This window comes from Roseateles amylovorans (genome assembly GCF_025398155.2).
Taxonomy (GTDB): Bacteria; Pseudomonadota; Gammaproteobacteria; order Burkholderiales; family Burkholderiaceae_C; genus Roseateles; species Roseateles amylovorans.
The window spans coordinates 463,093-486,357 of sequence record NZ_CP104562.2; the positions used below are offsets into that span (position 1 = coordinate 463,093).

Below are 23,265 nucleotides of genomic sequence, written 5' to 3' on the forward strand. Positions count from 1 at the left end.
ACACGCAGACGCGGAAAAATGGTGTTCCACTGCGTCGTGGCGCGACATGCGGTCCAATCGATGCCGGCGCGCCGATACAGGCCGTCCACTCCTCCATTCCGTCGCCCGTCCTCCTGTCTTTCCATGAGCTCTCTTCAGTCTCTTCTGCAAGCCGCACTGGTCGAGATGGGCCAACAACGCCATGCCCAGGCGGCGGCGCTGTTGGCGCCGTATGCGCATTTGCCCTCCAATGAGTTGCAGCGCTATTACGGCGAGGCGCTGCGCCGCAGTGGCCGGCCGCAGGAAGCCGTGGGTCCGCTGATGCAGGCGCTGGCGTTGAAGATGGACGATGTGGACGCCTACCTGCAGCTGGCCTTCGCCTTGCAGTCGCTGCAGATGAAGGCCGAGGCGGCCGAGTGTTTTCGCACGGTGGCGGCGCTGCAGCCGCTCAGCATCATGGCCCAGTGCTATCAGGCCCATGGCGATCAGCAGTGCGCGCGCTGGCAGGACTTCGAGGCGAATCTGCAGTCATTGACCGCCGCCATTCGCGCCAAGCCGGACGGGGCGACCGATGAATTCGGCGTGCCCTTCGCCCTGGGCGGCTTGCCGCATCAGCCCGCCGATCTCCTGAAGGTGGCGCGGATGAGCACCGGCTTTCTGAGTCGCGGGCTGCAGCCGTTGCCGCCGATCGCGGCGGTGGCCAAGCCGAAGCTGCGCATCGGCTATCTGTCCTGCGACTTCCATGCGCATGCGACCGCCGCCTTGCTGGTCGAGGTGTTGGAGGCGCGGGACCGCGACCGCTTCGAGGTGCTGCTGTTCTCCCATGGGCCGGACGACGGCACCACGCTGCAGCAGCGCATTCGCAGCGCCTGCGACCGCTTCATCGATGTGTCCGAACTCGACCTGGCCGGCATCGCCGCGCGCATGCGGGCCGAGCAGGTGGACATCGCCGTCGATCTCAAGGGCCACACCGCAGGCAGTCGCTTCACCGCGCTGGCCTGTCGCCCCGCGCCGGTTCAGGTCGCGTGGCTGGGATTCCCAGGCACCAGCGGCGCGGACTTCATCGATTACATCGTGGGCGACGAGATCGTCACCCCGCTGGCGGACGCGCCGTTCTACAGCGAGAAGATCGCGCAGTTGCCAGGTTGCTATCAGCCCTGCGATGCGAGCCGTCGCATCGAGCCGGTGAACCGCGCCGACCTGGGGCTGCCCGAGGACGCGCTGGTGCTGCTGGCGGCCAACGCGGTCTACAAGGTGACGCCTCGGGTGTTCGATGTCTGGATGGCGGTGCTGCATCGCTTGCCGCAGGCGCTGCTGTGGCAGCTCAGCGGCGGTGAACAGGCCGATGCGCAGTTGCGCGCCGAAGCGCAGCGGCGCGGTGTGGCGCCGGATCGGATCGTGTTCATGCCGCCCGTCGGCATGGCCGAGCATGGCCATCGGCTGGCGGCAGCGGACCTGGCGCTGGACACCTGGCCCTACAACGGTCACACCACGACCAGCGATGCGCTCGCCTCCGGCGTGCCCGTGGTCTCGCTGCGCGGGGACGGTTTCGGCTCCCGCGTGGCGGAAAGCGTGCTGACGGCGGCCGGCCTGCCCGAACTGGTCTGCGGCACGCCGGATGAGTTCGTGGCGCGCGTCTGCGCGTTGGCGAACGGCCCTCGGCCGACGATCCGGCCCTGGATCGACTCGACGACCTTTGCTCGCGATCTCGAGGCGCTCTATGAGCGCATGTGGGCCCGCGCCGTCGCCGGCTTGCCGCCGGCGGCCTTGGCGGCTCAGCCGTCGACCGACGCGGCCTGATCGGTCTCGCCGCTCGGCCCGGCCCGGCGGCGCGTTCCTCTAGACTGGGGGCATGCTCAAGGCCTTCGTTCATGCCGAGGATCAGGCGCAATACCGACGCCCCGCCCATCGCGACGGTGTGGAGCTCTATCACGCGCAGATCCTGAAGCACAGCTTCGAGCCGCATCTCCATGAGGCCTATGGCTTGGGCGCGATCACCGACGGTGTGGGGCGCTTCCGGTGGCGTGGCGGTGAGCACCTGGCGCCTCGGGCCACGCTGATGCTGATGAATCCCGAGGACATCCACACCGGCGAAGCCGCCACCGACCACGCCTGGGCCTATCGCATGGTCTATCTGGATGAAGCGCTGCTGGCGGATCTCTATGGCGGACCGACCTGGCGATTCGATGCCGCCGTGGCGCATGACGCCGAGGCGGCCACCCGCGCCGCGACCTTGATTGCAGCACTCTGGCAGGCCCGCGAACCGCTGGCCTTCGACAGCGCCTTGCTGGCGCTGGTGCAGGGGCTGAGCCGCCACGCCCACCGGGCGCCGCAGCGGCCCGACGGCGCGGCCCCTCGTTTTGACACCGTGCTCGACTTCATGCGCAGCCATCTGGACCGGCGCCTGGACACCGAGCAGCTGGCGGCCGTCGCCGGCCTCAGCCCCTTCCACTTCCTGCGCAGCTTCAAGGCCCATCAGCACGCGACGCCCCAGCAGGCGCTGATGGCGCTGCGGCTGTTCGAAGCCAAGCGTTTGCTGGCGAGCGGCGAGCCGCCTGCCGAGGTCGCGGCCGCGGTCGGCCTGGCCGATCAGGCGCATCTGACCCGCAGCTTTGCGCGGCGCTACGGGGTGACGCCGTCCCGCTACCAGCAGCAACTGGGTACAAGACCGCGACGCTGAGACGCGGCGACACTGCGCCCATGCTGTCTGGACTGATGTTTGCGCTGGCCGCCGGCCTGATGTGGGGGCTGGTGTTCGTCGCGCCGCTGTTGCTGCCCGATTACCCCGCCGTGCTGCTCACGGCGGGGCGCTACCTCGCCTTTGGTCTGATTGCGCTGCCACTGGCGCTGATCGACCGCCGCGAACTGGCGCGGCTGACCCGCGAGGATTGGTGGACGGCCTGCCGGCTCAGCGCGATCGGCAACTTCCTCTATTACCTGACCCTGTCCGCCGCGATCCAGCGGGCCGGCGGTCCCCTGCCCACCATGATCATCGGCACGCTGCCGGTGGTCATTGCGGTCTGCGCCAATCAGCGCAATGCCGCCCGCGATGGCCATTTCCGCTGGCGGCAACTGGCGCCGCCGCTGCTGCTGATCGCCGCGGGCATCGGCTGCGTGAACCGTGTCGAGCAGACGGGGCTGGGGGAGGGCGAGCTCGGGCGCTATCTGCAGGGGGCTGGGCTGGCCTTGATTGCGCTCGCTTGCTGGACTTGGTATCCGATCCGCAACGCCGATTGGCTCCGCGCCCATGCGGATCGACCGCCGCGCGCCTGGGCCACCGCCCAGGGCTTGGTCACCCTGCCGATGGCCGTGCTGGCCTATGCGCTGATGGCCGCTGCGCAGGGCCTGGGCCTGTCTGCGCTGCCGCCGGGGTTCGACTTCCCCCTGGGCTCCCGGCCCTGGGCCTTCGTCGGGCTGATGTTGGCCGTCGGCCTGTTTGCATCCTGGTTGGGCACGATGTGCTGGAACGAGGCCAGTCAGCGGCTGCCCACCACCCTCGCCGGTCAATTGATCGTCTTCGAGACGCTGTCCGCGCTGGTCTACGGACAGTGGCATCGGGGCGGCTGGCCGGCGCCGCTGACGGTGATCGGGGCGGGTCTGCTGATTGCGGGTGTGAGCTGGGCCCTGCGGCTCAAGCCGGTGCCGCCGACCAATGTCGGCGCCGTGCAGGTAAACGCAGGTCAATGAGCCGGTCGGTCGCACGCCGGCTTTGCACAATCCCCGCATGGACAAGACACGACGCGAACTCCTGATGGCTGGATCGGCCGCCTTCTTGAGCACGGCGGCCACCGCACCCGCCTTCGCCGCCACAGCGACGAATGACACGCGCGGCCCACGCGGTGCCGCTCGCGACGGTCGCGCGGCTGCCGGCGCAGACCCGGCGTCGGGCAGCACCGTGCAACAAGGCAGCTGGCGTGATCCCCAGCGCTCGCGCGAGATCCCGTGGCGACTGCGCATGCCGGGCGGGGATCAGCCGGTCGCGCTGGTGGTGTTCTCGCACGGCCTGGGCGGCAGCCTGGACGGTGGAACCGAATGGGCGCAGGCCTGGGCAGACGCCGGCATGGCGACACTGCATCTGCAGCATGCGGGCAGCGACCGCGCGATCTGGGCCAGCGGCCCGCGAGGCGTGAAGGCCGCGGCCAGCGCCGAGCAACTGATGGCGCGCGGCCAGGATGTGCAGTTCGCGGTGTCGGAACTGCTGCGGCTGCAGCAGCTGGGCGAGGGGCCTTGGCGTCGCGTGCGGCCGGACGCGCTGGGCATGTCCGGACACTCCTTCGGCGCCCAGACCACGCTGGCCGTGGCCGGCCGGGACTTCCAGGTCGCCAGCGCGCCGGATCTGACTGAATCCCATTTCAAGGCCTTTGCCGCCTTCAGCCCCGCAGCGGGCCTCTTCAGCGGTGGCCTCAAGGGCATCACCCGTCCAATGCTGTGTCTGACCGGCAGCCTGGACGGCAACCCGCTGGGCCAGGAGCGCACGGGGGACTACCGGCGCGCGGTCTATACCGCGCTGCCCGCGGGGGCCAAAGCGCAGCTGTGGCTGGAGGGTGCCGATCACATGACGTTCGGCGGTGGCGGCGAACGCGGCGCGGGCTTCGGCCAGCGGTTGCTGGGACGTCAGCGGGAACAGGCGCCGCAGACCTTGGCCGCTCACCATACGTACCTCATCAAGGCGGTCACCACCGATTGGTGGCGCGCCCGGCTGCTGGACGATGAGGAGGCCACCCGGCGCTTGAAGTCGCCCAAGGGCCTGGCCGCCGGCGATGAATGGGAGCAAGGCTGATCGACGTGATCGGTGTGATCGACGTGGTCGCCTTGATCGCCTTGATCGCCGTGTTCGCAGTGACCGAACTGATCCGAGTGATCCACCTGATCACACCGACCGCAGCAAACTGAGCGCACGCAGCGCACGCAGCGCACGCAGCGCACGCAGCGCACGCAGCGAACGCAGCGAACGCATGGACCGAGCCCATCGCGGGGACGGTCATGCCGCCCGTTCGCCGTGCCGCAACAGCTGCTGGGCGAGTCGACCGACGCGGCGCAATGCCTCGCGCTGCGCTTCCTGCCACTGGCCGCCCACGCCGAGCCGGATGCAATGGCGAAAGCGCGGGCTGGCCGAGAACATCAGTCCCGGCGCAATGACGATCCGCTCGGCCAGGCAGGCTTCGTAGAGCAGGGCGGAGTCCACCGGTTCGGGCAGTTCCAGCCAGAGGATGAAGCCGCCTGCGGGATCCGACACTCGGGTGCCGCGCGGAAAGCTCTCCGAGATCAGCTGGCGTGCCTCATCCACCCGGGTGGCGATGGTGGCGCGCAGTTGCCGCAGCGCCGCGCCGCCACCCGCCTGGGTGAGCAGGTCGGCCAGCGCCAGCTCGATCACGCCGGACTGGCCGCCGGACTGCGCCGCCTTGGTCCGGCGCAAAGCCTGTCCCCAACGGCCGGCCTCTACCCAGCCCAGCCGAAGTCCCGGCGCGATGGTCTTGGAGAAGGAGCCGCAGATCATCACGTGCCCGGTGGTGTCGAAGGACTTCACTGCACGGCGCTTGTCCTCCTGCTCGCAGAGGTCGTTGTAGAGCACATCCTCGATCAGCGCGATGTCATGGTGCGCCACCATCGCGGCCAGCCGGCGCCGGTCGGCCACCGGCATGCTGGCGCCGAGCGGATTGGACAGTGTCGGCACCGACAGCACCGCCTTCACCGGCTGGGTCTCGAGCGCGAGTTGCAAGGCCTCCAGCGACATGCCGTGGCGCGGATGGGTCGGGATCTCCAGGGCGCGCAGGTGCAGGCTCTGCAGGATCTCCAGGAAGCCGTAGTAGGTGGGCGACTCCAGCGCCACCACATCGCCCGGCTTGCAGACGCTGCGCAGGCACAGGCTGATCGCCTCCAGGCAGCTGTTGGTCATCACCACCTCGTCGGGCTGCAGCACGCAGCCCAGACCCAGCGCATGACGCGCCACCGCGCGACGTGCCTCCTCCATGCCCGGGCCCAGTGGATAGGTGCACAGCAGATCGCGGTGGCGCATCACCGCCCGCGCCATGGCGCGGCGCACGCGATCCTGATCGAACAGGCCCGGACCGGGGCAGGCCGCGCCGAACGACACGAAGGACGGGTCTTGCGACAGCGTCATCACCTGCGTGCCCAGTTGGTCCAGTTGCACCATGCGGGAGGCGGGATCGGGACGCGAGACCTGCGGTTCCGGCAGGCGCGGCGGACGGGCCGCCACGAAATAGCCGGAGCGGGGTCGGGCCTCGATCAGCCGCGCGTCCTCCAACCACCGGTAGGCCTGCACCGCGGTGGACAGCGACACGCCGTGCTGCCCCGCCAGGTCGCGTACCGAGGGCAAACGCTCGCCGCGCTTGAGCGTGCCGGCCCGCACCGAACGGGCCATTCGATCGGCGAGCTGCATGTACAGCGGCAACTGCGGCTTTTCCATGGCTTGATTCTGTGTGTTGTCCACCGACGACCACCAGTACAGATGGCCGCCAAATCGGCCAGCACAGAGGGCGCCGGTGCGCGGCTGTGCCTGGCGTGTCCGTGGATCACTGTGGATGGCCGCCTGGCAGCCGGCTGCCTATCGTCAAGGCCATGAACACGACCCTGCCTCTGTCTCCGCCCGCCGCCCCTGCTGCGGCGCGTCCGCCGATCTCCACGGCACCGGAACTGCGCGATCAGCGCACAGAGGGTGTGGCGGCGGCCGATGGGGCGCGTCGCCTGCAGCTGCCTGAGGACGGGCGCACGGTGTCGCTCCGCCTGCATCGGCCGACCCGGCTTCAGGTGGAGCGCGGCCGGGTGTGGATCACTCGCCCCGGCTGGCCGCAGGACCACTGGTTGAACGCCGGCGAGACGCTCGAATTTCGCGACCTGCCGCGCTGGCGAGGCCTGACCCTCCTGATCAGTGGCGAGGACGCATCAATCCCGATCACCCTGAAGGTGGAAGCGCTGCGTTGAGCCACACCTGCGCGCCGGTTTCCCGCTATAAATCGCGCTCATGCGGTTTTCAACTGGTAATCAAATGTGTCCGCTACGACAAGATGGCGGCGCAACGAGGGAGTGAGCGTCAATGAGGAAGTCGGCAATCTTGCGTAGCGCGCGTCTGGCCGTGGTCGGCGCGATCAGTGTCCTGTTGCTGCAAGCCTGCGGTGGCGGCGGTGGCCCGGCCGGTGATCCGGTGGTGGGCAGTGGCAGTGGAAGTGGCAGCGGCGGTGGCGGCACGGGCAGTGGCGGCTCCGGTGGCACGCCGGGCGCCTTGGGCGCCAGCAGCACCTATGCACAACGTTGCGCACCGGGCAACACCGAAGCCGCTTCCAATCTGCGCACCGGCAGCCTGTCGGTCGAGAAGAACTGGGTCCGCTCCTACATGGACGAGGCCTATCTCTGGCGCGACGAGGTGCCCACCGTCAGCGCGGATGCGGCCGCCTACAGCGGCAGCGATGTGGGCCTGGCGCTCTCGGCCTATTTCGATGCCTTGCTCACGCCGGCCACCACGGCCAGCGGCAAGCGCCGCGACCAGTTCAGCTTCACCATGAGCACCCGCGAGTGGAACGACCTGTCGGGTTCCGGTGTGGCGGTGGGTTACGGCATCGAATGGTCGCTGGCGTCCACCACGCCGCCGCGCAACATCCGCGTGGCCTATGTGGAGCCGGGCAGCGCGGCCGCCAACGCCGGGGTGCAGCGCGGTGACGTGTTGGTGAGTGCCGACGGCGCGACCGCCGATGTGGCGACCTCCGCGGGCGTGGACACGCTGAATGCGGCACTGTTCCCGTCGGTCAACGGCAGCAGCCACAGCTTCGTGCTGACGAGCAACATCGGCACCACCCGCAATGTGACGATGGTGTCCGCCTCGGTCACCAAGACCCCGGTGCTGCAGCGCCAGGTGCTGACGGCCGCAGACGGGGCGTCGGTGGGCTACATGGTCTTCAATGACCACATCGCGCCGGCCGAGGCCCAGCTCATTGCTGCGATCCAGGACTTCAAGAACCGCAATGTGACCGACCTGGTGCTGGACATGCGCTACAACGGTGGCGGCTACCTGTTCATCGCCAGCGAACTGGCCTACATGATTGCCGGCGCCGGCCCGACCAGCGGCAAGACCTTCGAGCAGCTGCGCTACAACAGCCGCCGTTCGGCCGACACCAACAGCAGCGACGCCCGCACCCCGTTCTACACCAGCTCCTGCGGACTCACCTCGTCCGGCACCTGTTCCCAGCAGGCGCCGCTGCCGACGCTGAACCTGCGCCGTGTCTTCGTGCTGGCGCAAAGCGGCACCTGCTCGGCCAGCGAGGCGCTGATCAACGGGCTGCGCGGGGTGGATGTCGAGGTGGTGCTGATCGGCGGCACGACCTGCGGCAAGCCTTATGGCTTCACCGCCAAGGACAACTGCGGTTACAGCTACTTCCCGATCGAGTTCGTGGGCACCAACAACAAGGGCTTCGGCGAGTATGCCGACGGTTTCGTGCCCGGCGGCAGCGGCACGACCGGTGTGAAGGGTTGCGCGGTGCGTGACGACTTCACGCGTCAGCTCGGCGATCAGGGCGAGGGCATGCTGGCCGCCGCGCTGCAGTACCGCACGAGCAGCACCTGCCCGGCGCAGGCCGCCGACGCCGGCCCCGACGCCCGCGCTCAGGCCGCCTCGCTGAGCGGTGCGAGTGTGGAACTCAAGCTGCAGAAACTGGCTGCCCGCACCAACCGGATCGACGGCGGACGCCACTGATCGACAGCACCGTTTCGGCCGACACCGTACTCATGGCGTGATGGCGCCCCCTTCGGGGTGCCCGTTCACTGCCAGGAGGCCTCATGTCTTTCGCCGTGCCCCCCGTCCTGACAAGGGCGGCCGTGACCTTGCTCATGGCCGCCCTTGGCGCTTGTGGCGGCAAATCCGACGACCACCGCAACAGTCCGCAGGCGGAAGCCGTGATCCTTCCCAGCGACATCTACGCAGACGCGTGCGCCGCGGACAACCCGGAGGCGCCTGCGGCACTCCGATCCGGTTCGCCCTTGCAGGAGCGGATGTGGCTGAGGGCGATGCTCAATGAGCGCTATCTCTGGCGCGGCGAGTTGCCGGTGCTGGACGCTACCGCCGCCCGCTACACCGGGCTGGACTATGAAACGGCGATGGACCGCTGGTTCGAGGACCTGGTGCACCCCGCTGGTTCCCAGGACAAATACAGCTTTCGCGAGACCACCCGCGAGGCCACCGCAGCCAGCCAGGGCGAGCGCGTGGGTGTCGGCATTGCGGCGTCGCAGGTGGCCGGATCACCCCGGCGCATGTGGGTGCTGACGGTCGATGCGGGCAGCCCGGCGGCGGCGGCGGGTGTCCAGCGCGGCGACGAGGTGGTCAGCGTCAACGGCATCACCCTTGCCACCGCCACCGAGGCGGAGATGCAGACCTTGGGCCGCCTGGCCCGGACGGCCGCCGTGGGCGAGACCGTCACCTGGGTGCTGCGCCGGGGTGAGGTCACCCGCGAGCTCCGGCTGACGAACCAGGTTCAGCATTCGCCGCCGGTGCCGCTGGCCAGGGTGCTGCCTGGTGGCAGCTCGGGTCCGGTGGGTTATCTGCTGTTCAGCGAGTTCACCCTGCCGGCGGAGGATGCCCTGGCTGCGGCGATGACGCAGTTCCAGACCAGCCAGGTGCGTGACCTGGTCATCGACCTGCGCTACAACGGCGGCGGCTTGGGCTACATCGCCGCCCAACTGGCCTACATGGTCACGGGGCCGTCGACCGAGGGCAAGCTCTTCAATGCGGACCGGTTGAACGAACGACGCGTCGGCACCTCGTCGGAGCTGCCGTTCTTGCCGGTCTCCTGCCATCCGGGGCCGGACATGATCGGCTGCACCGATCAGCGGCCCTTGCCCAGTCTGTCCCTGTCGCGGGTGTTCGTGCTCACCGGTCCGGGCACCTGCTCCGCCAGCGAATTGCTGATCAACGGGCTGCGCGGTGTCGATGTGGAGGTGATCCAGGTGGGCCAGACCACGTGTGGCAAGCCCTACGGCTTCGAAGCCGTGCCTCATTGCGGCTACACCACTCATGCCATCGACCGACAGACGTCGAATGCCAAGGGTTTCGGGGATTACGCCGATGGGTTCGCTCCCGCGGCGCAGGGACCTGCGGGGCTGCCCGGCTGCGTGGTGCCGGATGACCTGACCCATGCGCTGGGCGATCCGGCCGAGGGGTTGCTGGCCGCCGCCTTGCATTTCCGTGCCGAGGGCCAGTGTCCGGCGACGGCCACCGCGCTCTCGGTGCGCAGTGCCTCCGCGCAGCCGGAGGGCGCGGACAGGCCCTTGCTCAAGCCGCTGCGGCCGTCACAGGCGCTGCTGTTGAAGTCGCCTTCGCGGTAGGAGGCGGTCCCGTCTTCCCGCGTTCCCCGATCCGCGTTCCCCGACCCGCGCCACCAGAACGCGGGCGGGGGAGGCGTGCGGAGAGGCTCGCATGGCCGTCCAGGCCGGCGAGCCTTGTGGTGCCGGTTCAGAGCTTGGGAATGCGGATCCGGCTGATCATCAGCGAGCCGGACACGGCGAACATCAGCACCAGCGGGTGCAACGTGAAGCCACCGAAACGCAGCGCGCCGCCCCACAGCGCGTCACCGATGGCGCCTTGGACAGCAGCGACCCACAGCACGATGACCAGCAGCAGCGAGGTCGGGATCGGTGTGCCCTCGAAGTACTTCACCTTGTCGCCGCCGGAGCTCAACTGCTCGGCGGTGATGTTGTAGCGCGCCAGACGCGACACGCCTGCGGCGACGAAGAAGCCCAGGATGATCCGGTCCCACAGCCCCTGCATGCCGCAGCCGTAGGCGATGACCGCCGGGGCGACGCCGAAGGAGATGATGTCGGCCAGCGAATCCAGCTCGCGGCCCATGGCCGAGCTCTTCTGACGCCAGCGGGCGATGCGGCCGTCCAGCACATCGAAGACCAGCGCGGCGGGAATCAGCGCGCAGGCGTAATACAGATGCAGCAACTCGCGGTTCTGCAGATAGGTCATCACCGAGAACAGCGCGCCAATCCCGCAGAAGGCGTTGCCCAGGGTGAACCAATCGGCGAGGTGGAACTCGCGGATCATCGAAAAAGGCTTGGGTCGGTTCATGGCCGGGAGCATAAGCGATGGTCTCGACCGTGTCGGCAAAGGCCGCGCCTGGGGTGGCGGCGGCTGAGGACGTCTTGGCTCGCACCGGCCTGACGCGGCCTCAATCTGCCCCCATCGGCTCCCATCGGCCTGGCGCGCCTAACGCGCTAACGCGCCTAACGCACCTGACGCGGCGTAATGCGGCGCGGCGTGGCGCGGCCTGATTCAGCCCAACGCGTCTTCACGCGATGACCCCGGCACAAGGCGCGTCTGGCCGGCCCCATCCACTCGGTCAGTGAGGCTGGTGATCCGCATCCGCGGTCAGTACGGGCGGTTGCGTGGGGGGCGCGGTGGGGGCGGCCGGCGCGTCCGGCGTCTGCGGGGACTCGGTCAGCCGCGCCCAGCCTTTTCGCACCAGATGGCGCGCCAGCAGCGGCAGCGGCATGCGCAGCCAGTGCGAGCGCACATAGAGCGCCAGCGCGGCGAGGTCGTGGCCGGGGAGTCGGCAGCTCTCATGCGCCGGTCGCAGGGCGCGGCGGTAGCAGGCGTCCAGCACCCTTTGGCGCCAGGTGGAAGGTGTCGGGAGCTGCTCGAGCAGCGCGTCGGGGAAGGGCGTGTCCAGCCATCGACGGGTGTAGCGCAGCGCCAGGGCGAGGGGCCGATTCAGGCCGATGTGGGCGGAGCGCGCCAGCAGCCGGGTCCAGAAACCGTCGATCGCGCCGAACTCGCGCAGCAGCGCATCCAGGTCGAACAGGTCGCGCAGGCCGTTGGGCAGCTCGCCTTCGTGGAACAGATGGGCGGCGCTGTGCAGCAGCATGTCCTCCGGCGGCAGCACGAACACGCCGGGCCGGCCGGGCAGTTCGCGGGGCGCGTCGAACAGCGCGCGGCTGTTGAGCGGGGTGCGGGCGGTCGGCGGCAGCAGGGTGTGATGCAGGTCCAGCGAGGTGCCGCGGCGCTTGTGGTGCAGCGGTGGCAGCTCGTGCATCCATTGGCGGTAGTAGCGCTGGTCGTAACGGTCCAGGTCGTCGAAGGCCCAGCCCTGCACCAGCAGCGTGGTTTCGGCGCGGGCCAGTTGGTCGGGCGGCAGCAGGAGGTCGATGTCGCTGAACATCCGGCCCGGCGCCGGTGAATGGCCGCCCAGGGCGTAGGCGGCGCCCTTGAGCAGGATCAGCGGCCCCGGCAGATCGGCCAGTGTCTCGCGCAGCAGGTCCACCTCCCGGCCCAGCATCTGGGCTTGTCGCCTCGACAGCAGCAAGGCGGCGCGCAGGTGGGGCTGTACCGGCGCGGGCAACTGGTCCAGCCATCCGCCGTCCGCCATCTGGCGCGCCAAGCGGCCCGCCAGATTGGCGCGCCGGGCCTGGCGCAGCAGCAGGTCCCAGGCGGCCGGGGAGAGGTCCACCGCGGCCGCCGGGTTCAACAGCACGCGCACCAGCAGCGGCCGCTCGGCGCTGTCCTGGGCCATGTCGTCGACCCTGTCGCGGGGCGTCGCCGGCGGGGTGCGGGAAGGGCCGCTCATGGCTGCGCCTCGGTCAGCGACTCGAAGTGAGCCACGGCTTCATCCAGCCGGCTGTATTCGAACTGGAAGCACTGGCAGTCGTTGACCAAGCGGCCCAGGGCCTGGAAGCCGGCCTGGCCGTGCAGGTCGTAGTTGAAGGACTGTTCGGCCAGGTCCATGAAGGCGCGGGCGCGTTCGATCGGTGTGAGCCGGGTCGGGGCGTCGGCGCGCCACGCGGGCAGCACCACCCAGGCGGGTTGGGCCGGTTCGTGCCGGCGGGCGATGGCCTCGTCCGGCGCGCGCACCAGGGCCACGGTGCCCTTGCTGGTGTTGGGCATCGAGGCACTGAACAGCGCCTGCGGCGCGAAGGCGCGCATCAGCGGGATGGACGCGTTCTTCAGGTTGATCGGGCGGGCCATGCCGTGGACCCGGCCGGTGTCGAGGTCCAGCAGTCCCAGTTCGTCGGAGAGCAGCCGCCAGCCCCGGTGCGCCAGGGCCGCACACAAGGTGCTCTTGCCGGAGCCGGGCGGCGCGGGCATGAGCAGCGCGCGGCCGTCGCGTTCCAGCACGGCGGCATGGATCAGCAGGAACTGATGGGCATGCGCGGCGATGCACCAGTTGATGCCCCACTCCAGCATCGCCAGCGCCTGGGCGGCCGGCAGCGGGGTGAAGGAGCGCTGGCCATCGAACCAGAACTCGGCCTTGCCTTGCCAGCGGCTGAGCCAGTGCGAGCTGCGCAGCACGGCGACATGGAAGTCGACGAACTCACCCGGCTCCAGCAGGTCGAAGTCGCGGTACATGGCGGCGATGTCGTCGGCCAGGTGCGGCAGGTCGGACCGCACCCGCACGGTGAAGGGCGACAGGCGAAGCGCCACGCCGTCACGGCGCAGGCGCTGACGAAGCTCGCCGCGCTCGACCTGACCGACTCTCAAGCCCGCGGCTCCTCCGCCAGCAGACGGATGTCGATGAGGCGGTTCAGATGCAGGTCCAGCAGATCGTCCAGGGCGTCGGGCGTGGGCGGCTGGTCCCAGTCGATGTCATGCGCCAGGCGATGCCGCAGTTGATCGCGGTCCAGCGGCTCGGCGGCCAGCCATTCGGCCAGTTGGGCGCCGAGCGCAGCGATCAGGTGGGTGTCGCCGCCGACCGGGTCGAAAAAGACAGCGTGCTGTTCGCCCTCCCAGGCCAACAGCACGTCATGGAGTCGATGGCGGCAGCGCCACACGTCGCGGGGCGTGTCAGGCCCGCACGAGGTAGTTCTCTGAGAGATAGCGGCGGATTTCCGCTTCGGTCCAGGGGCTGCCGGTGGAATTGCTGGGCCGGAAGGCGTTCGGGCCTTGGGAGGCCATCGTCAACAGCATGTCCTGACCGTTGGACAGCACGCATTCCGCCACGCGATGGCCGGCGAACAGGGTGTTGAGCCGCGCCACCAGCATCATCGAGCCCCAACCGCCGGGATCGGTCTTCAGCAGTTGGTAGACGTTGGTGTTGGAGGCCACGTTCTTGAGCGTGCCGGGGTAGAGCTTGTCGACCGTCAGCTTGTTCTGCGCATGGGTGACGGACTTGCCGGAGTACCAGCGCGCGACCACATAGGCCCACGGGGCGGTACTCGAGACCTGCGAGCGGATGCTGTTGCTGGCCCAGTTGCTGATGGTCCAGCATTCGGTGTTGTTCAGCACGGCGGCTTCCGCACGGGCCTGCACGCTGGCGCCGCCATTGCGCAGGACGGCCGAGCCCCAGGCCGAGGTGGTGTTGCAATGCCAGGCCATCACCGGCCGGCTGGCCAGCGTCAGTCCCACCGGCACCACCCCCGCCTGAATGAACCGGCGACGTCGCTGCGATACCACGGCGCCGACTTGCGGGGTCGGCTCGGACGGCTGTTGGGTTTCGCTGCGGTGGTCCATAAACTCAGCTTTCGTGATGCACGGGCCCCAGAAAGGGGCGGACGCTCAAGCCGATCGGATGAGATCCGACCTGCGATGGGAGTGTTTCATACCGGGCCGTTGCCGACCAGCGCCATGCCCCCCTTGAACGGGTGGCGTACGGCATCCTTTCATCAGAGGATAAGTTTGCGCTTGCTCACACTTTGTCTTCGATGGATACGTCATTCAGCTGCGCGTTCAACCAGCCCAGCGCGTCCTCCAGGTTGAGGAAGACCTGGAAGCGGCGTCCATGTTTGCGGTACAGGGCGTGGTAGAGCGGCAGCATGAGCGCCCGCCCCTCCACGTCGGCCCCCACCACATAGGCCACCGCGACCGGCGGCGCCCGGTGCTGGGCAATCTCGCCCAGGAAACGATCGAGCTCCTGCATCGCGTCGGGCGAGGCGATCATGCTGACGCTCAGTTCCGCCAGGTCGATGAAGCGCGCCGGTGGGGGATCCACCGTCAGCAGGTCGTCCATGGCGCGGCCCAGGCCAAGCACGGCTTCCCGATTGAACGGGCCCTCGGCCCGGGATCTCACCATCGCGCCTTCGCGCCACACCTCGATTCGCCCGTGCGGCCGGAACGGCCCATCCACAAAGGCTTGAATATCGCGTTTCACCACGGAATCCGGTCCCCACATCATTTGGGGCGCATCTTCGGCCCCCGGCGCCGAGGTGCCAAGGGTGCCGGGGCGTGGTGGCGGTACTCAGTCGCGGTCGGCGTGGACGATGTCGCGATCCGTGTCGTGGTGTTCCCCTGATCGCGGGGGCCGGTCGCCGGCGGCTGCGCGGTGCGTGGCCGGCGACGCGGCGTCGACCGCATCGGGATCAAGGTCGCTGCCCGGGGACGCCGCGTCCAGTTCATCCTCGACCAGGAAGCCGCCGCTCTGGTGGGCCCACAGCTTGGCGTACAGACCACCCTGGGCCAGCAGGGACGCGTGATCCCCTTGCTCGACGATGCGGCCCTGGTCCATCACGATCAGCCGGTCCATGGCGGCGATGGTCGACAGCCGGTGGGCGATGGCCACCACCGTCTTGCCCTCCATCAACCGGTAGAGGCTGCGCTGGATGGCGGACTCGACTTCCGAATCCAGCGCGCTGGTGGCCTCGTCCAGCAGCAGGATCGGGGCGTCCTTGAGCATTACCCGGGCGATGGCGATGCGTTGACGCTGGCCGCCGGAGAGCTTCACACCGCGCTCGCCGACATGGGCGTCATAGGCCTTGCGGCCCTTGGCGTCGGTCAAGCCATCGATGAAATCAACGGCTTCGGCGCGTTCGGCGGCGGCGCGCATGGCGGCTTCGGTGGCGTCCGGGCGACCGTACATCAGGTTGTCGCGCACCGAGCGGTGCAGCAGGCTGGTGTCTTGGGTGACCATGCCGACCTGGGCGCGCAGGCTGTCCTGGGTCACGCGGGCGATGTCTTGGCCGTCGATCAGCACCCGGCCGCTGTCGATGTCGTAGAAGCGCAGCAGCAGGTTGAGCAGTGTCGATTTGCCGGCGCCGGAGCGACCGACCACGCCGATCTTCTCGCCGGGGTGGATCTGCAGGGTCAGGTCGTGCAGCACCGGTTTCTTGCCGCCGTAGCTGAAGTTGACCTGCTCGAAGCGGAGTTCACCGCGGGAGACGGTGAGCGGTTGCGCGTCGGGCGCATCCCGGATCTCGATCGGGCGAGCCAGTGTCGTGATGCCGTCCTGCACCGTGCCGATGTTCTCGAACAGGCTGGCCATCTCCCACATGATCCAGTGCGAGATGCCGTTGAGCCGCAGCGCCATCGCGGTGGCCGCGGCGACGGCGCCGATGCCGACCTGGCCCTGGGTCCACAGCCACAGCGTCATGCCGGCGGTGGCCGCGATCAGGCCCATCGACAGGGCATGGTTGACGATCTCGAAGCCGCTGATCAGGCGCATCTGCCGGTAGGCGGTGGCCAGGAAGTCCTTCATCGCACTGCTGGCGAAGCCGGCCTCGCGCTGGCTGTGGGAGAACAGCTTGACGGTGCTGATGTTGGTGTAGGCGTCGGTCACCCGGCCGGTCATCAGGCTGCGGGCATCGGCCTGTGCGGCGGCGGCCTTGCCCAGGCGCGGCACGAAGAAGGTCAGCGCCAGCACATAGCAGGCCAGCCATCCGAGGAAGGGCAGCAGCAGCGTCGCGTCGAAGCTGCCCACCACGCCCAGCATGGTGACGAAGTAGATGGTGATGAAGACCAGGATGTCGGTGACGATCAGCACGCAGTCGCGGACTGCCAGGGCGGTCTGCATCAGCTTGGCGGAGACGCGGCCGGCGAACTCGTCCTGATAGAAGCTCAGGCTCTGGGCGAGCAGGTGGCGATGGAAATTCCAGCGCAGCCGCATCGGGAAGTTGCTGGACAGGCCCTGGTACTTGCTCATGCCTTGCAGGGCGATCAGCAGCGGGCTGGCCAGCAGGATGCCGGCCAGCATCAGCAGCTTGGACTTCTGCGTGGTCCACCACTGATCGGCGGGCACGGCGCTGAGCCAGTCCACCACTGAGCCCAGCATCGAGAACAGCAGCGCCTCGAAGGCGCCGATGGCGGCGGTGAGCAGGATCAGCACCAGGATGAGCCGGCGCATGCCGCGGGTGGACGACCACACGAAGGCGAAGAAACCGGCCGGTGGCTGCGGCGCGGGCGTCGTCGGAAACGGATCGACGAGTTTTTCGAACCAGCCAAACACGGCGGTCTCCCTGATCTTTTATGAGAACTGCAAAGCCTACAGGAGTCGTATGTCGATCGTCGATCCCGAGTGTGTCGAGCCGTCGCCCAGTGCGTTGAATGGCCGAATCCGCCGTCTCAATGGCGCGTTATGCCCGCGGCCTCCGCACCGCACCGCACAGCAACAGCAGCAGCAATAGCAGCAGCAACGACAGCAACCGCAGCAGCAGTAGCACCGCACTTAAGGACGATCGTGCTGCTGCCGTGTGCGTGCGTGGGTCCGTGAAGGAGCTGGGTGTGTGGGACCGTAGGAGCCGGTGGCACTTGGAGCGAATGCGGAGCGTCTGAGCGGAGAGTGGCACCGGCTCCTGCGGTCAAGCGCGGAGGGGGCAGGTGGGGGGCGGTGGGGGAGCGCAGTGTTCCTAAGTGCCTCGGTGCATCCCGGCATCAGACCATCACAGCATCACAACGTCACCGCACCACCGCATCAATGCGCCTTCTTCTCCGCAGCCACCCCAGATGCTGGCAGCGGCAGCAGTTTCCCCTGCGCCTGGCGGGGTGCGGGGATTCCCAGAATCCGGGCGAGTGTCGGCGCCAGGTCGGCCACTTCCACGCGTTGGGCGACTTCGCCTTGACCGACCCAGGCGGGTCCCCAGGTCAGCAGCGGAACGTGGGTGTCGTATTCATGCGGCGAGCCGTGGGTGGTCCCCATCAGGCGAGAGCCGAACATCCAACCGGGCTTGGGCACCAGTTGCAGCGGTGCCGCCACGTCCGGGTGCCAGCTCTTGCGCATCTGTTCCAGGAAGGGGGTGGTGGTGTCGTTGCCGGCCAGTTGGGCGCGGGTGAAAGCCACCTGCACGCCGGGGATCTCCTCGGCCAGGGCTTTCGCCTTGGCATAGACATCGTCGTTGCGCAGGCCCTTGGTCTGGATCAGCGCTTCGTCGAACTGCAGACCGGTGGCCGAGAAGCCGCGCACCCAGCGGCCCTCGCCGTATTGTTTCGAGAGTCCGGCGTTCACATAACCAACGACCTGGGCGGGATTGATGCGTCCGGCGTCGCGGCCTTGGCCCCGTGCCCATTCCGGGGTGTCCATGAAGCCATGGTCGGCGGTCAGCACGGCGATGTAGTTGCCGCGGCCGATGCGTTGGTCCAGGTACTGGAACCAGCTTTGCAGGTGGCGGTCCAGGTGCAGGAAGTGGTCATGCGAGAGCCGCGATTCCGGCCCGAACGCGTGGTTCACATAGTCATGGCTGGACAGGCTGACCGAAAGGATGTCGGTTTGGTCGTCGGCGCCCAGTTGCTCGCCTTCGACGGCGGCGCGGGCGAAGGCCAGGGTCAGTTCGTCACCGAACGGCGAGGGCAGGATGTTGCCGTAGAAGCGCGGCCCCGGGCCGTCCATGTTGGCGCCCAGCACTGCCGGCAGCCGGTTGCCGTTGCCGCTGTTGGCCTGCCAGGGCTGGCCGTCCGGGACGCTGCGGGCGTAGGCCGATTCGGGCAGCATCGGCGTCCAGGCCTTGCCGAAGAATTGGTCGGCGGGCTTGGCCGCGTTGAAGGACTCCACCCAGGCCGGGTGCTTTTGCATGTAGTAGGTGGTGGACGCGAACTGGCCGGTCGAGCCCATGTACATGTAGGCCGTGCCCTTGTGGCCGGAGGGAAGGATCGCGCCGCGATCCTTGCCGGAGATGCCGATCATCTTGGAGCCGGGCTGCACCGTGCGCAGCACGTCGCCGACGGTCTCGACCTTGTAGTTTTCCGGGCTGGTGCCGGCGTGCGGCTCGGTCTTGTGGCCGATGTACTGGTAGCGGCTGTCCTCGGTGTTGTAGACCTCGTCACCGGTGACCGGATGGCGCCACTCGTTGCCGATGATGCTGCTGCGCTGCGGATAAGCGCCGCTGAGCATCACGGAATGGCCCGCTGCCGTCACCGTGTAGCCGTGGCCGTAGTACGCGTTGGCGAACCAGGTGCCGCGGTCGAGGAAGCGACGGAAACCGTCCGGCTGCAGTTGGTCCCGGTAGCCCAGCACCTGCCGGATCGGCAGGCCGTCCACCACCATGAAGACGACCAGCTTGGGTGGTTTGGCCGCCGGGGCGGTGGTCGGTGCCAGAGGGGCGGCGACGGCGTCCGTGGTGGCGTCGGACGGCGTGTGGCTGCAAGCGGCCAGCGCGGCGAGCACGGGCACCAGCAGCCAGGTGCGGCGGGTGAGGGTCATGGTCGGGGAGGGCGTTGCGCCGAAAACGTGTGACGGTGCAGTATCTCCCTGTCGGTCCGGACACCGTCCTCGGGCTGGCGCGCCTCCCTTGCCGCCCGGCTCGCGCGCCGCACAGTCGTGCGACGTGAGGTGAACGGGACGCCGCAAGGTGTCGCAGGCGCGAAGAAAGGGAATCTTCTGCGGCAACTTTCGGCCGGTCGTGGCAGCGGCGTGGGCTGGGTGATGCCCGCCAATTCAGGTGCCTCAATGGAAAAAGGGCCGATCACCACGCGGCAATCGGCCCCTTCCGTTTCTGATTGGAATCGCTTGCGCGCTCCCCTCCTGTTATTGAGCGCGATTGTGTGGCGCGCAGGCAAAGCTCATGCCCGGGTTTGCCCGGAGAGCTGTCTGAAAGCTGCGACTTCTTGCGCAAGATCGCTGGGGTTCGATGCTGAATGATGCGTGGATGCGACGTCAAAGCGATGTTGTCGACACGTCATGGCCCGGTCATCAGGCGGTATTACTGGCTGGCCGAGGGGGTCACAGACTGAAATGAGGGGCGGGTCTTGCGGCTTGCTGCGGTTCAGAAGGGCCAGCGACACCGTCGCTGAAACGTCGGGGTGATGGGCACCGTAAGGTGCGCCGTCTGGCGCTGCCGACAGCGCGCGGCGCCCACCGAGGTGCGTCCTGCGGCGATGTGAGGGCGAGCTGCCCGCACCGCGCTGAGCAAGGGGTCAGGCCGTGAGGGCGTCGTCCAACACTTCGATCCAATGCCGCACCGGGGTCGAGGTGCCCGATTGCAGGTGTTGAATGCAGCCGATGTTGCCCGACACGATGGCATCGGCCTGCAGCGGCGCGAGTGCGTCGAGCTTTCGTTCGCGCAACTGCTTGGACAGCAAGGGCTGCAGGACCGAATAGGTGCCAGCCGATCCGCAGCACAGGTGGCTCTCGCCTGGCGAGACGGCGATCTCGAATCCCAGTTCCCGCATCACGGATTCGACGCCGCCCCGGATCTGCTGCCCGTGCTGCAGCGTGCAGGGCGGGTGGTAGGCCAACCGAGGGGTGGGCCGGTTCGGCCGGAGTTGCGGCTTCAAAGCCGGCACCAGGGCCGGGAGCCATTCGCACAGATCGCGTGTCATGGCGGAGACGCGTGCGGCCTTCTCCGCATAGTCGGGGTCGTGGGCCAGCAGCCGTCCGTAGTCCTTGACCTGGACGCCGCAGCCGGAGGCGTTCATCACGATCGCCTCGACCGGCTGGTTGTGTCCCTCCACCATCGGCCACCAGGCGTCGATGTTGCGACGCGCGTCCTCCAGGCCGCCGTGGTGATCGTTCAGGTGAGCGCGAATGGCGCCGCAGCAACCGGCGTCGTCGGCCACCAGGGTCTGGATGCCTGCGGCGTCCAGGACGCGGGCGGTGGCCGCGTTGATGTTGGGAAGCATGGCCGGCTGCACGCAGCCCATCAGCATCAGCACCTTGCGCGCATGGGGGCGTTGCGGCCATTGGAAGGCCTGGGGCTGCGGTCGGGCGGGGACCTTGTCCTTCAGCGCGGCCGGCACGAAGGGGCGCAAGGCCTGGCCCAGTCTCAGGGCGGGCTGAAACAGCGCGGAGGTCATGCCCTCCTTCAGCAGCCAGCGCTGCAGGCGCTCGCCGCGGGGGCGGCCCACCTTGGCATCCACCACCCGCCGACCGATCTCGACCAGTTGCCCGTACTGCACGCCGGACGGACAGGTGCTTTCGCAATTGCGACAGGTCAGGCAACGGTCCAGGTGTTGCTGGGTGGTCTGGGTGGGCGTGGCCCCTTCGAGCACCTGCTTGATGAGATAGATGCGACCGCGAGGACCGTCGAGTTCATCGCCCAGCAATTGATAGGTCGGACAGGTGGCGGTGCAGAAGCCGCAATGCACGCATCGGCGCAGGATGGCCTCGGCGGTCTCGCCTTCGGGCGTGCCTTGGAATTCGGGGGCGAGGTGGGTTTGCATGGTCAGGCGGCGCATTGAAGCGGCCGGGTGCCGGGGAAGGCCTGGGCAAGCGCACGACGCATGGCGGGGTCATGCGCGAAGACCGCCATCCAGATGGAAAAGCCGCCCCGAGCCACGGCCGTCCGGAGGATGGCCGCGCGCACAAGGGGGGAGTCGTTTGCAGCCAGGTCGTCCCGGCTCTGGCAGGCGAGTGCCCAGGTCTCCAGCCGGTCGTCCCAGCGGTGATCGGCCGTCGAGAGCTGTTGCGGTTCACGAGACAGGCCGACCAGATCCAGCAGGGCGGCGGCGGGCGCGGCGTCCGCAAGGGTGGGGCGGGGACGGATACGTCCGGACTCGATGTATTCGAAGGCAGCGAATGTGTCGTGCGTGTCCGGAAACATGACACCGCCGACCGCCACATGGCGCGTCCCCTTGTGGCTGTTGCAGTTCATGCAGCCGAGCAGAAGGTTCTCCCAGGCGCGCTCGAGCTCAGGAAAGTGAAGTCTCGGCCATTTATGCTCGACAGCGAGGCCGACCGGCACGGGGCGCTCGCAGAAACTGCAGTAGCGGCCCAGGCGACGTTTCAGGTGATCTGCGGCGTCTTGGTAGGACGCCATCTCGACAGGCTGGCCATCGGCTTGCACGGGTGGCGGTCCCTTGTCGACGGCGCGCATGGTCACAGGCCTTTGACCACGCGACGCTGGCTGAGCCAGGCCGCAGCCGCAGGATCGTCGGCGAACACGGACAGCGCCAGATCCAATCGCGCCTTCAGCGCGGCCTTTGCTTCGGGCGTTGCGGCCGGCGTCTCGAGGAGCTCCAGGTAGTCCTGCGCCAGCCGCCGCATTTCCAGGAACCGCTGACTGCGTTGCGGCTGGTCAACGCCCATCACGTTCTCGGCAATGTCTTCGATGCTGTGGTCGGCCGTCGTCGCCCGTTGGCCGGTGGCCATGTCGATGACCGCGCCCCGCTCCAAGGCCGCCTGGATGAGGAAGGGGGAATGCGAGGCCACAATGAACTGGAGCTTCGGGAACACGGTGAGCAGGTTCTCGATGACGGAGCGCTGCCATTGTGGGTGCAGGTGAAGGTCCAGCTCATCGATCAGGACAATCCCCGGCGTCTCGGCCACGCAGTTCGCGCCCAGGTGAGAGTTCAGCGTGGCCGCCCGGATCGCCAGTTCCATGTAGATGGCGGCAAGACGCTTCTGACCATCGCTGAGCTGATGGAACGGGCGCCAGCCATGGTCATCGTGCAGCACCATCAACTGGTTGTCGCGCACCACGTATTTGATGTCGCTGGCATGCATCGAGGCGAGGACGCTGCCCTTGACTGCGGCGTAGATCAGCGGCGGCTTTCCCTCCTGAAGGGTGCGCAGCTCGTTGTACTGGAACCATTGGGCGAGGACGCCGATGTCCACCTCGTCATTCGAGAACCGCTCCCAGATCTGCTGCTTGTTCTCGAAGGGTTTCTGCAGGCTGTTGGCGCGTGGACTGCCTTGGACGTTCTGAGCGCCGAAGCGAGCGAATAACGGGATGGCACTCGCATTGCCTGGCTGGAACCAGGACCGAGCGCCACTGAACTCGGCACTACCCGCCAGCGCGTGCGCATAGTGAGGGTCGAATTCGGCAGAAAAGAAGGCGCCGAGCGGGTCATGTTCTTGAGTGAATTGATGGCTGGCTCCGAACGCGTCCACACCGATGCGCACGAGAGACGGCAGGACAGGCGTGCGCCACAGTTCACCGGCAGGGTCAGCAAGGTGAATCTGCCGGACATCATCCATCTCAAAGTGAAGCGATGCCCGTTGGGCGGGGGTGTCGAGCACGCGAGCGATGAATCCAGCGATCGGCAGACTGATCGCCTTGAGCAACGAGCTCTTCCCGGCCCCATTCACGCCCATCAGCAAGGTGAGGCGAGGATCCAACTCACAGTCGAAGCGTTCGAATCGCCGGAAATTGTCGATGTGGACGGACTGGATGTGCATGGTGGTCGGGAATGGACGCAGGCGCGTTGTC

19 protein-coding genes are annotated in these 23,265 nt (G+C 68.2%); 7 read left to right on the forward strand and 12 right to left on the reverse strand.

The window, feature by feature from the left end:
- Positions 1-123 precede the first annotated feature (123 nt).
- Genes N4261_RS02015 through N4261_RS02030 form a run of 4 tightly spaced genes read left to right on the forward strand, consistent with a single transcriptional unit; the run spans position 124 to position 4,759 of the window.
- Positions 124-1,779 carry an O-linked N-acetylglucosamine transferase, SPINDLY family protein gene (locus N4261_RS02015; RefSeq protein ID WP_261758572.1) on the forward strand — a complete coding sequence of 552 codons (1,656 nt, stop codon included), beginning with the start codon at positions 124-126 and terminating at the stop codon, positions 1,777-1,779.
- 52 nt (positions 1,780-1,831) lie between these two features.
- Positions 1,832-2,659 (forward strand): AraC family transcriptional regulator, encoded by an 828-nt coding sequence (locus N4261_RS02020; protein WP_261758573.1) that lies wholly within the window; start codon positions 1,832-1,834, stop codon positions 2,657-2,659.
- A gap of 20 nt (positions 2,660-2,679) precedes the next feature.
- Entirely contained in the window at positions 2,680-3,666 is a 987-nt protein-coding gene (locus tag N4261_RS02025) for a DMT family transporter (protein ID WP_261758574.1), read from the forward strand.
- Between the two features lie 37 nt (positions 3,667-3,703).
- A complete protein-coding gene (locus N4261_RS02030) occupies positions 3,704-4,759 on the forward strand; it encodes an alpha/beta hydrolase family protein (protein ID WP_261758575.1) in 1,056 nt (351 codons plus the stop codon).
- Positions 4,760-4,960: 201 nt separating this feature from the next.
- Here N4261_RS02030 and N4261_RS02035 read toward each other — a convergent pair whose 3' ends face one another.
- On the reverse strand, positions 4,961-6,406 hold the full coding sequence (locus N4261_RS02035; RefSeq protein ID WP_261758576.1) for an aminotransferase-like domain-containing protein: 1,446 nt from the start codon (positions 6,404-6,406) through the stop codon (positions 4,961-4,963).
- Positions 6,407-6,558: 152 nt separating this feature from the next.
- On the opposite strand from N4261_RS02035, the gene N4261_RS02040 reads away from it, so the two are divergent.
- The 3 genes from N4261_RS02040 to N4261_RS02050 all read left to right on the forward strand — a co-directional run bounded on the left by N4261_RS02040 (position 6,559) and on the right by N4261_RS02050 (position 10,308).
- Entirely contained in the window at positions 6,559-6,921 is a 363-nt protein-coding gene (locus N4261_RS02040; protein ID WP_261758577.1) for a DUF2917 domain-containing protein, read from the forward strand.
- Between the two features lie 112 nt (positions 6,922-7,033).
- Positions 7,034-8,683, forward strand: coding sequence for a S41 family peptidase (locus tag N4261_RS02045; RefSeq protein ID WP_261758578.1), 1,650 nt, complete (start codon positions 7,034-7,036; stop codon positions 8,681-8,683).
- A gap of 83 nt (positions 8,684-8,766) precedes the next feature.
- Complete coding sequence (locus tag N4261_RS02050) at positions 8,767-10,308, forward strand: S41 family peptidase (protein WP_261758579.1); 1,542 nt, start codon at positions 8,767-8,769, stop codon at positions 10,306-10,308.
- 127 nt (positions 10,309-10,435) lie between these two features.
- Here N4261_RS02050 and N4261_RS02055 read toward each other — a convergent pair whose 3' ends face one another.
- The 11 genes from N4261_RS02055 to N4261_RS02105 form a co-directional block, all read right to left on the reverse strand.
- On the reverse strand, positions 10,436-11,053 hold the full coding sequence (locus tag N4261_RS02055) for a CDP-alcohol phosphatidyltransferase family protein (protein WP_261758580.1): 618 nt from the start codon (positions 11,051-11,053) through the stop codon (positions 10,436-10,438).
- A gap of 271 nt (positions 11,054-11,324) precedes the next feature.
- Positions 11,325-12,548, reverse strand: a complete 1,224-nt coding sequence (locus N4261_RS02060) for a nucleotidyltransferase domain-containing protein (protein WP_261758581.1) — start codon at positions 12,546-12,548, stop codon at positions 11,325-11,327.
- Positions 12,545-13,459, reverse strand: coding sequence for an HprK-related kinase A (locus N4261_RS02065; RefSeq protein ID WP_261758582.1), 915 nt, complete (start codon positions 13,457-13,459; stop codon positions 12,545-12,547). The genes N4261_RS02060 and N4261_RS02065 overlap by 4 nt, the downstream gene beginning before the upstream one ends.
- Entirely contained in the window at positions 13,456-13,749 is a 294-nt protein-coding gene (locus N4261_RS02070) for an HPr-rel-A system PqqD family peptide chaperone (RefSeq protein ID WP_261758583.1), read from the reverse strand. Before N4261_RS02070 ends, N4261_RS02065 begins: the two co-directional genes overlap by 4 nt.
- A 13-nt stretch (positions 13,750-13,762) precedes the next feature.
- Positions 13,763-14,428, reverse strand: a complete 666-nt coding sequence (locus N4261_RS02075) for a hypothetical protein (protein WP_261758584.1) — start codon at positions 14,426-14,428, stop codon at positions 13,763-13,765.
- A 175-nt stretch (positions 14,429-14,603) separates the two neighbouring features.
- Positions 14,604-15,065, reverse strand: a complete 462-nt coding sequence (locus N4261_RS02080) for a hypothetical protein (protein ID WP_261758585.1) — start codon at positions 15,063-15,065, stop codon at positions 14,604-14,606.
- Positions 15,066-15,152: 87 nt separating this feature from the next.
- Entirely contained in the window at positions 15,153-17,132 is a 1,980-nt protein-coding gene (locus N4261_RS02085) for an ABC transporter ATP-binding protein (RefSeq protein ID WP_261758586.1), read from the reverse strand.
- A gap of 465 nt (positions 17,133-17,597) precedes the next feature.
- A complete protein-coding gene (locus N4261_RS02090) occupies positions 17,598-19,319 on the reverse strand; it encodes an alkaline phosphatase family protein (protein WP_261758587.1) in 1,722 nt (573 codons plus the stop codon).
- 713 nt (positions 19,320-20,032) lie between these two features.
- A complete protein-coding gene (gene glcF, locus N4261_RS02095; RefSeq protein WP_261758588.1) occupies positions 20,033-21,277 on the reverse strand; it encodes a glycolate oxidase subunit GlcF in 1,245 nt (414 codons plus the stop codon).
- A 2-nt stretch (positions 21,278-21,279) separates the two neighbouring features.
- Positions 21,280-21,930 (reverse strand): HNH endonuclease, encoded by a 651-nt coding sequence (locus N4261_RS02100; RefSeq protein WP_261758589.1) that lies wholly within the window; start codon positions 21,928-21,930, stop codon positions 21,280-21,282.
- Between the two features lie 2 nt (positions 21,931-21,932).
- Positions 21,933-23,234, reverse strand: coding sequence for an AAA family ATPase (locus tag N4261_RS02105; protein WP_261758590.1), 1,302 nt, complete (start codon positions 23,232-23,234; stop codon positions 21,933-21,935).
- Positions 23,235-23,265 lie beyond the last annotated feature (31 nt).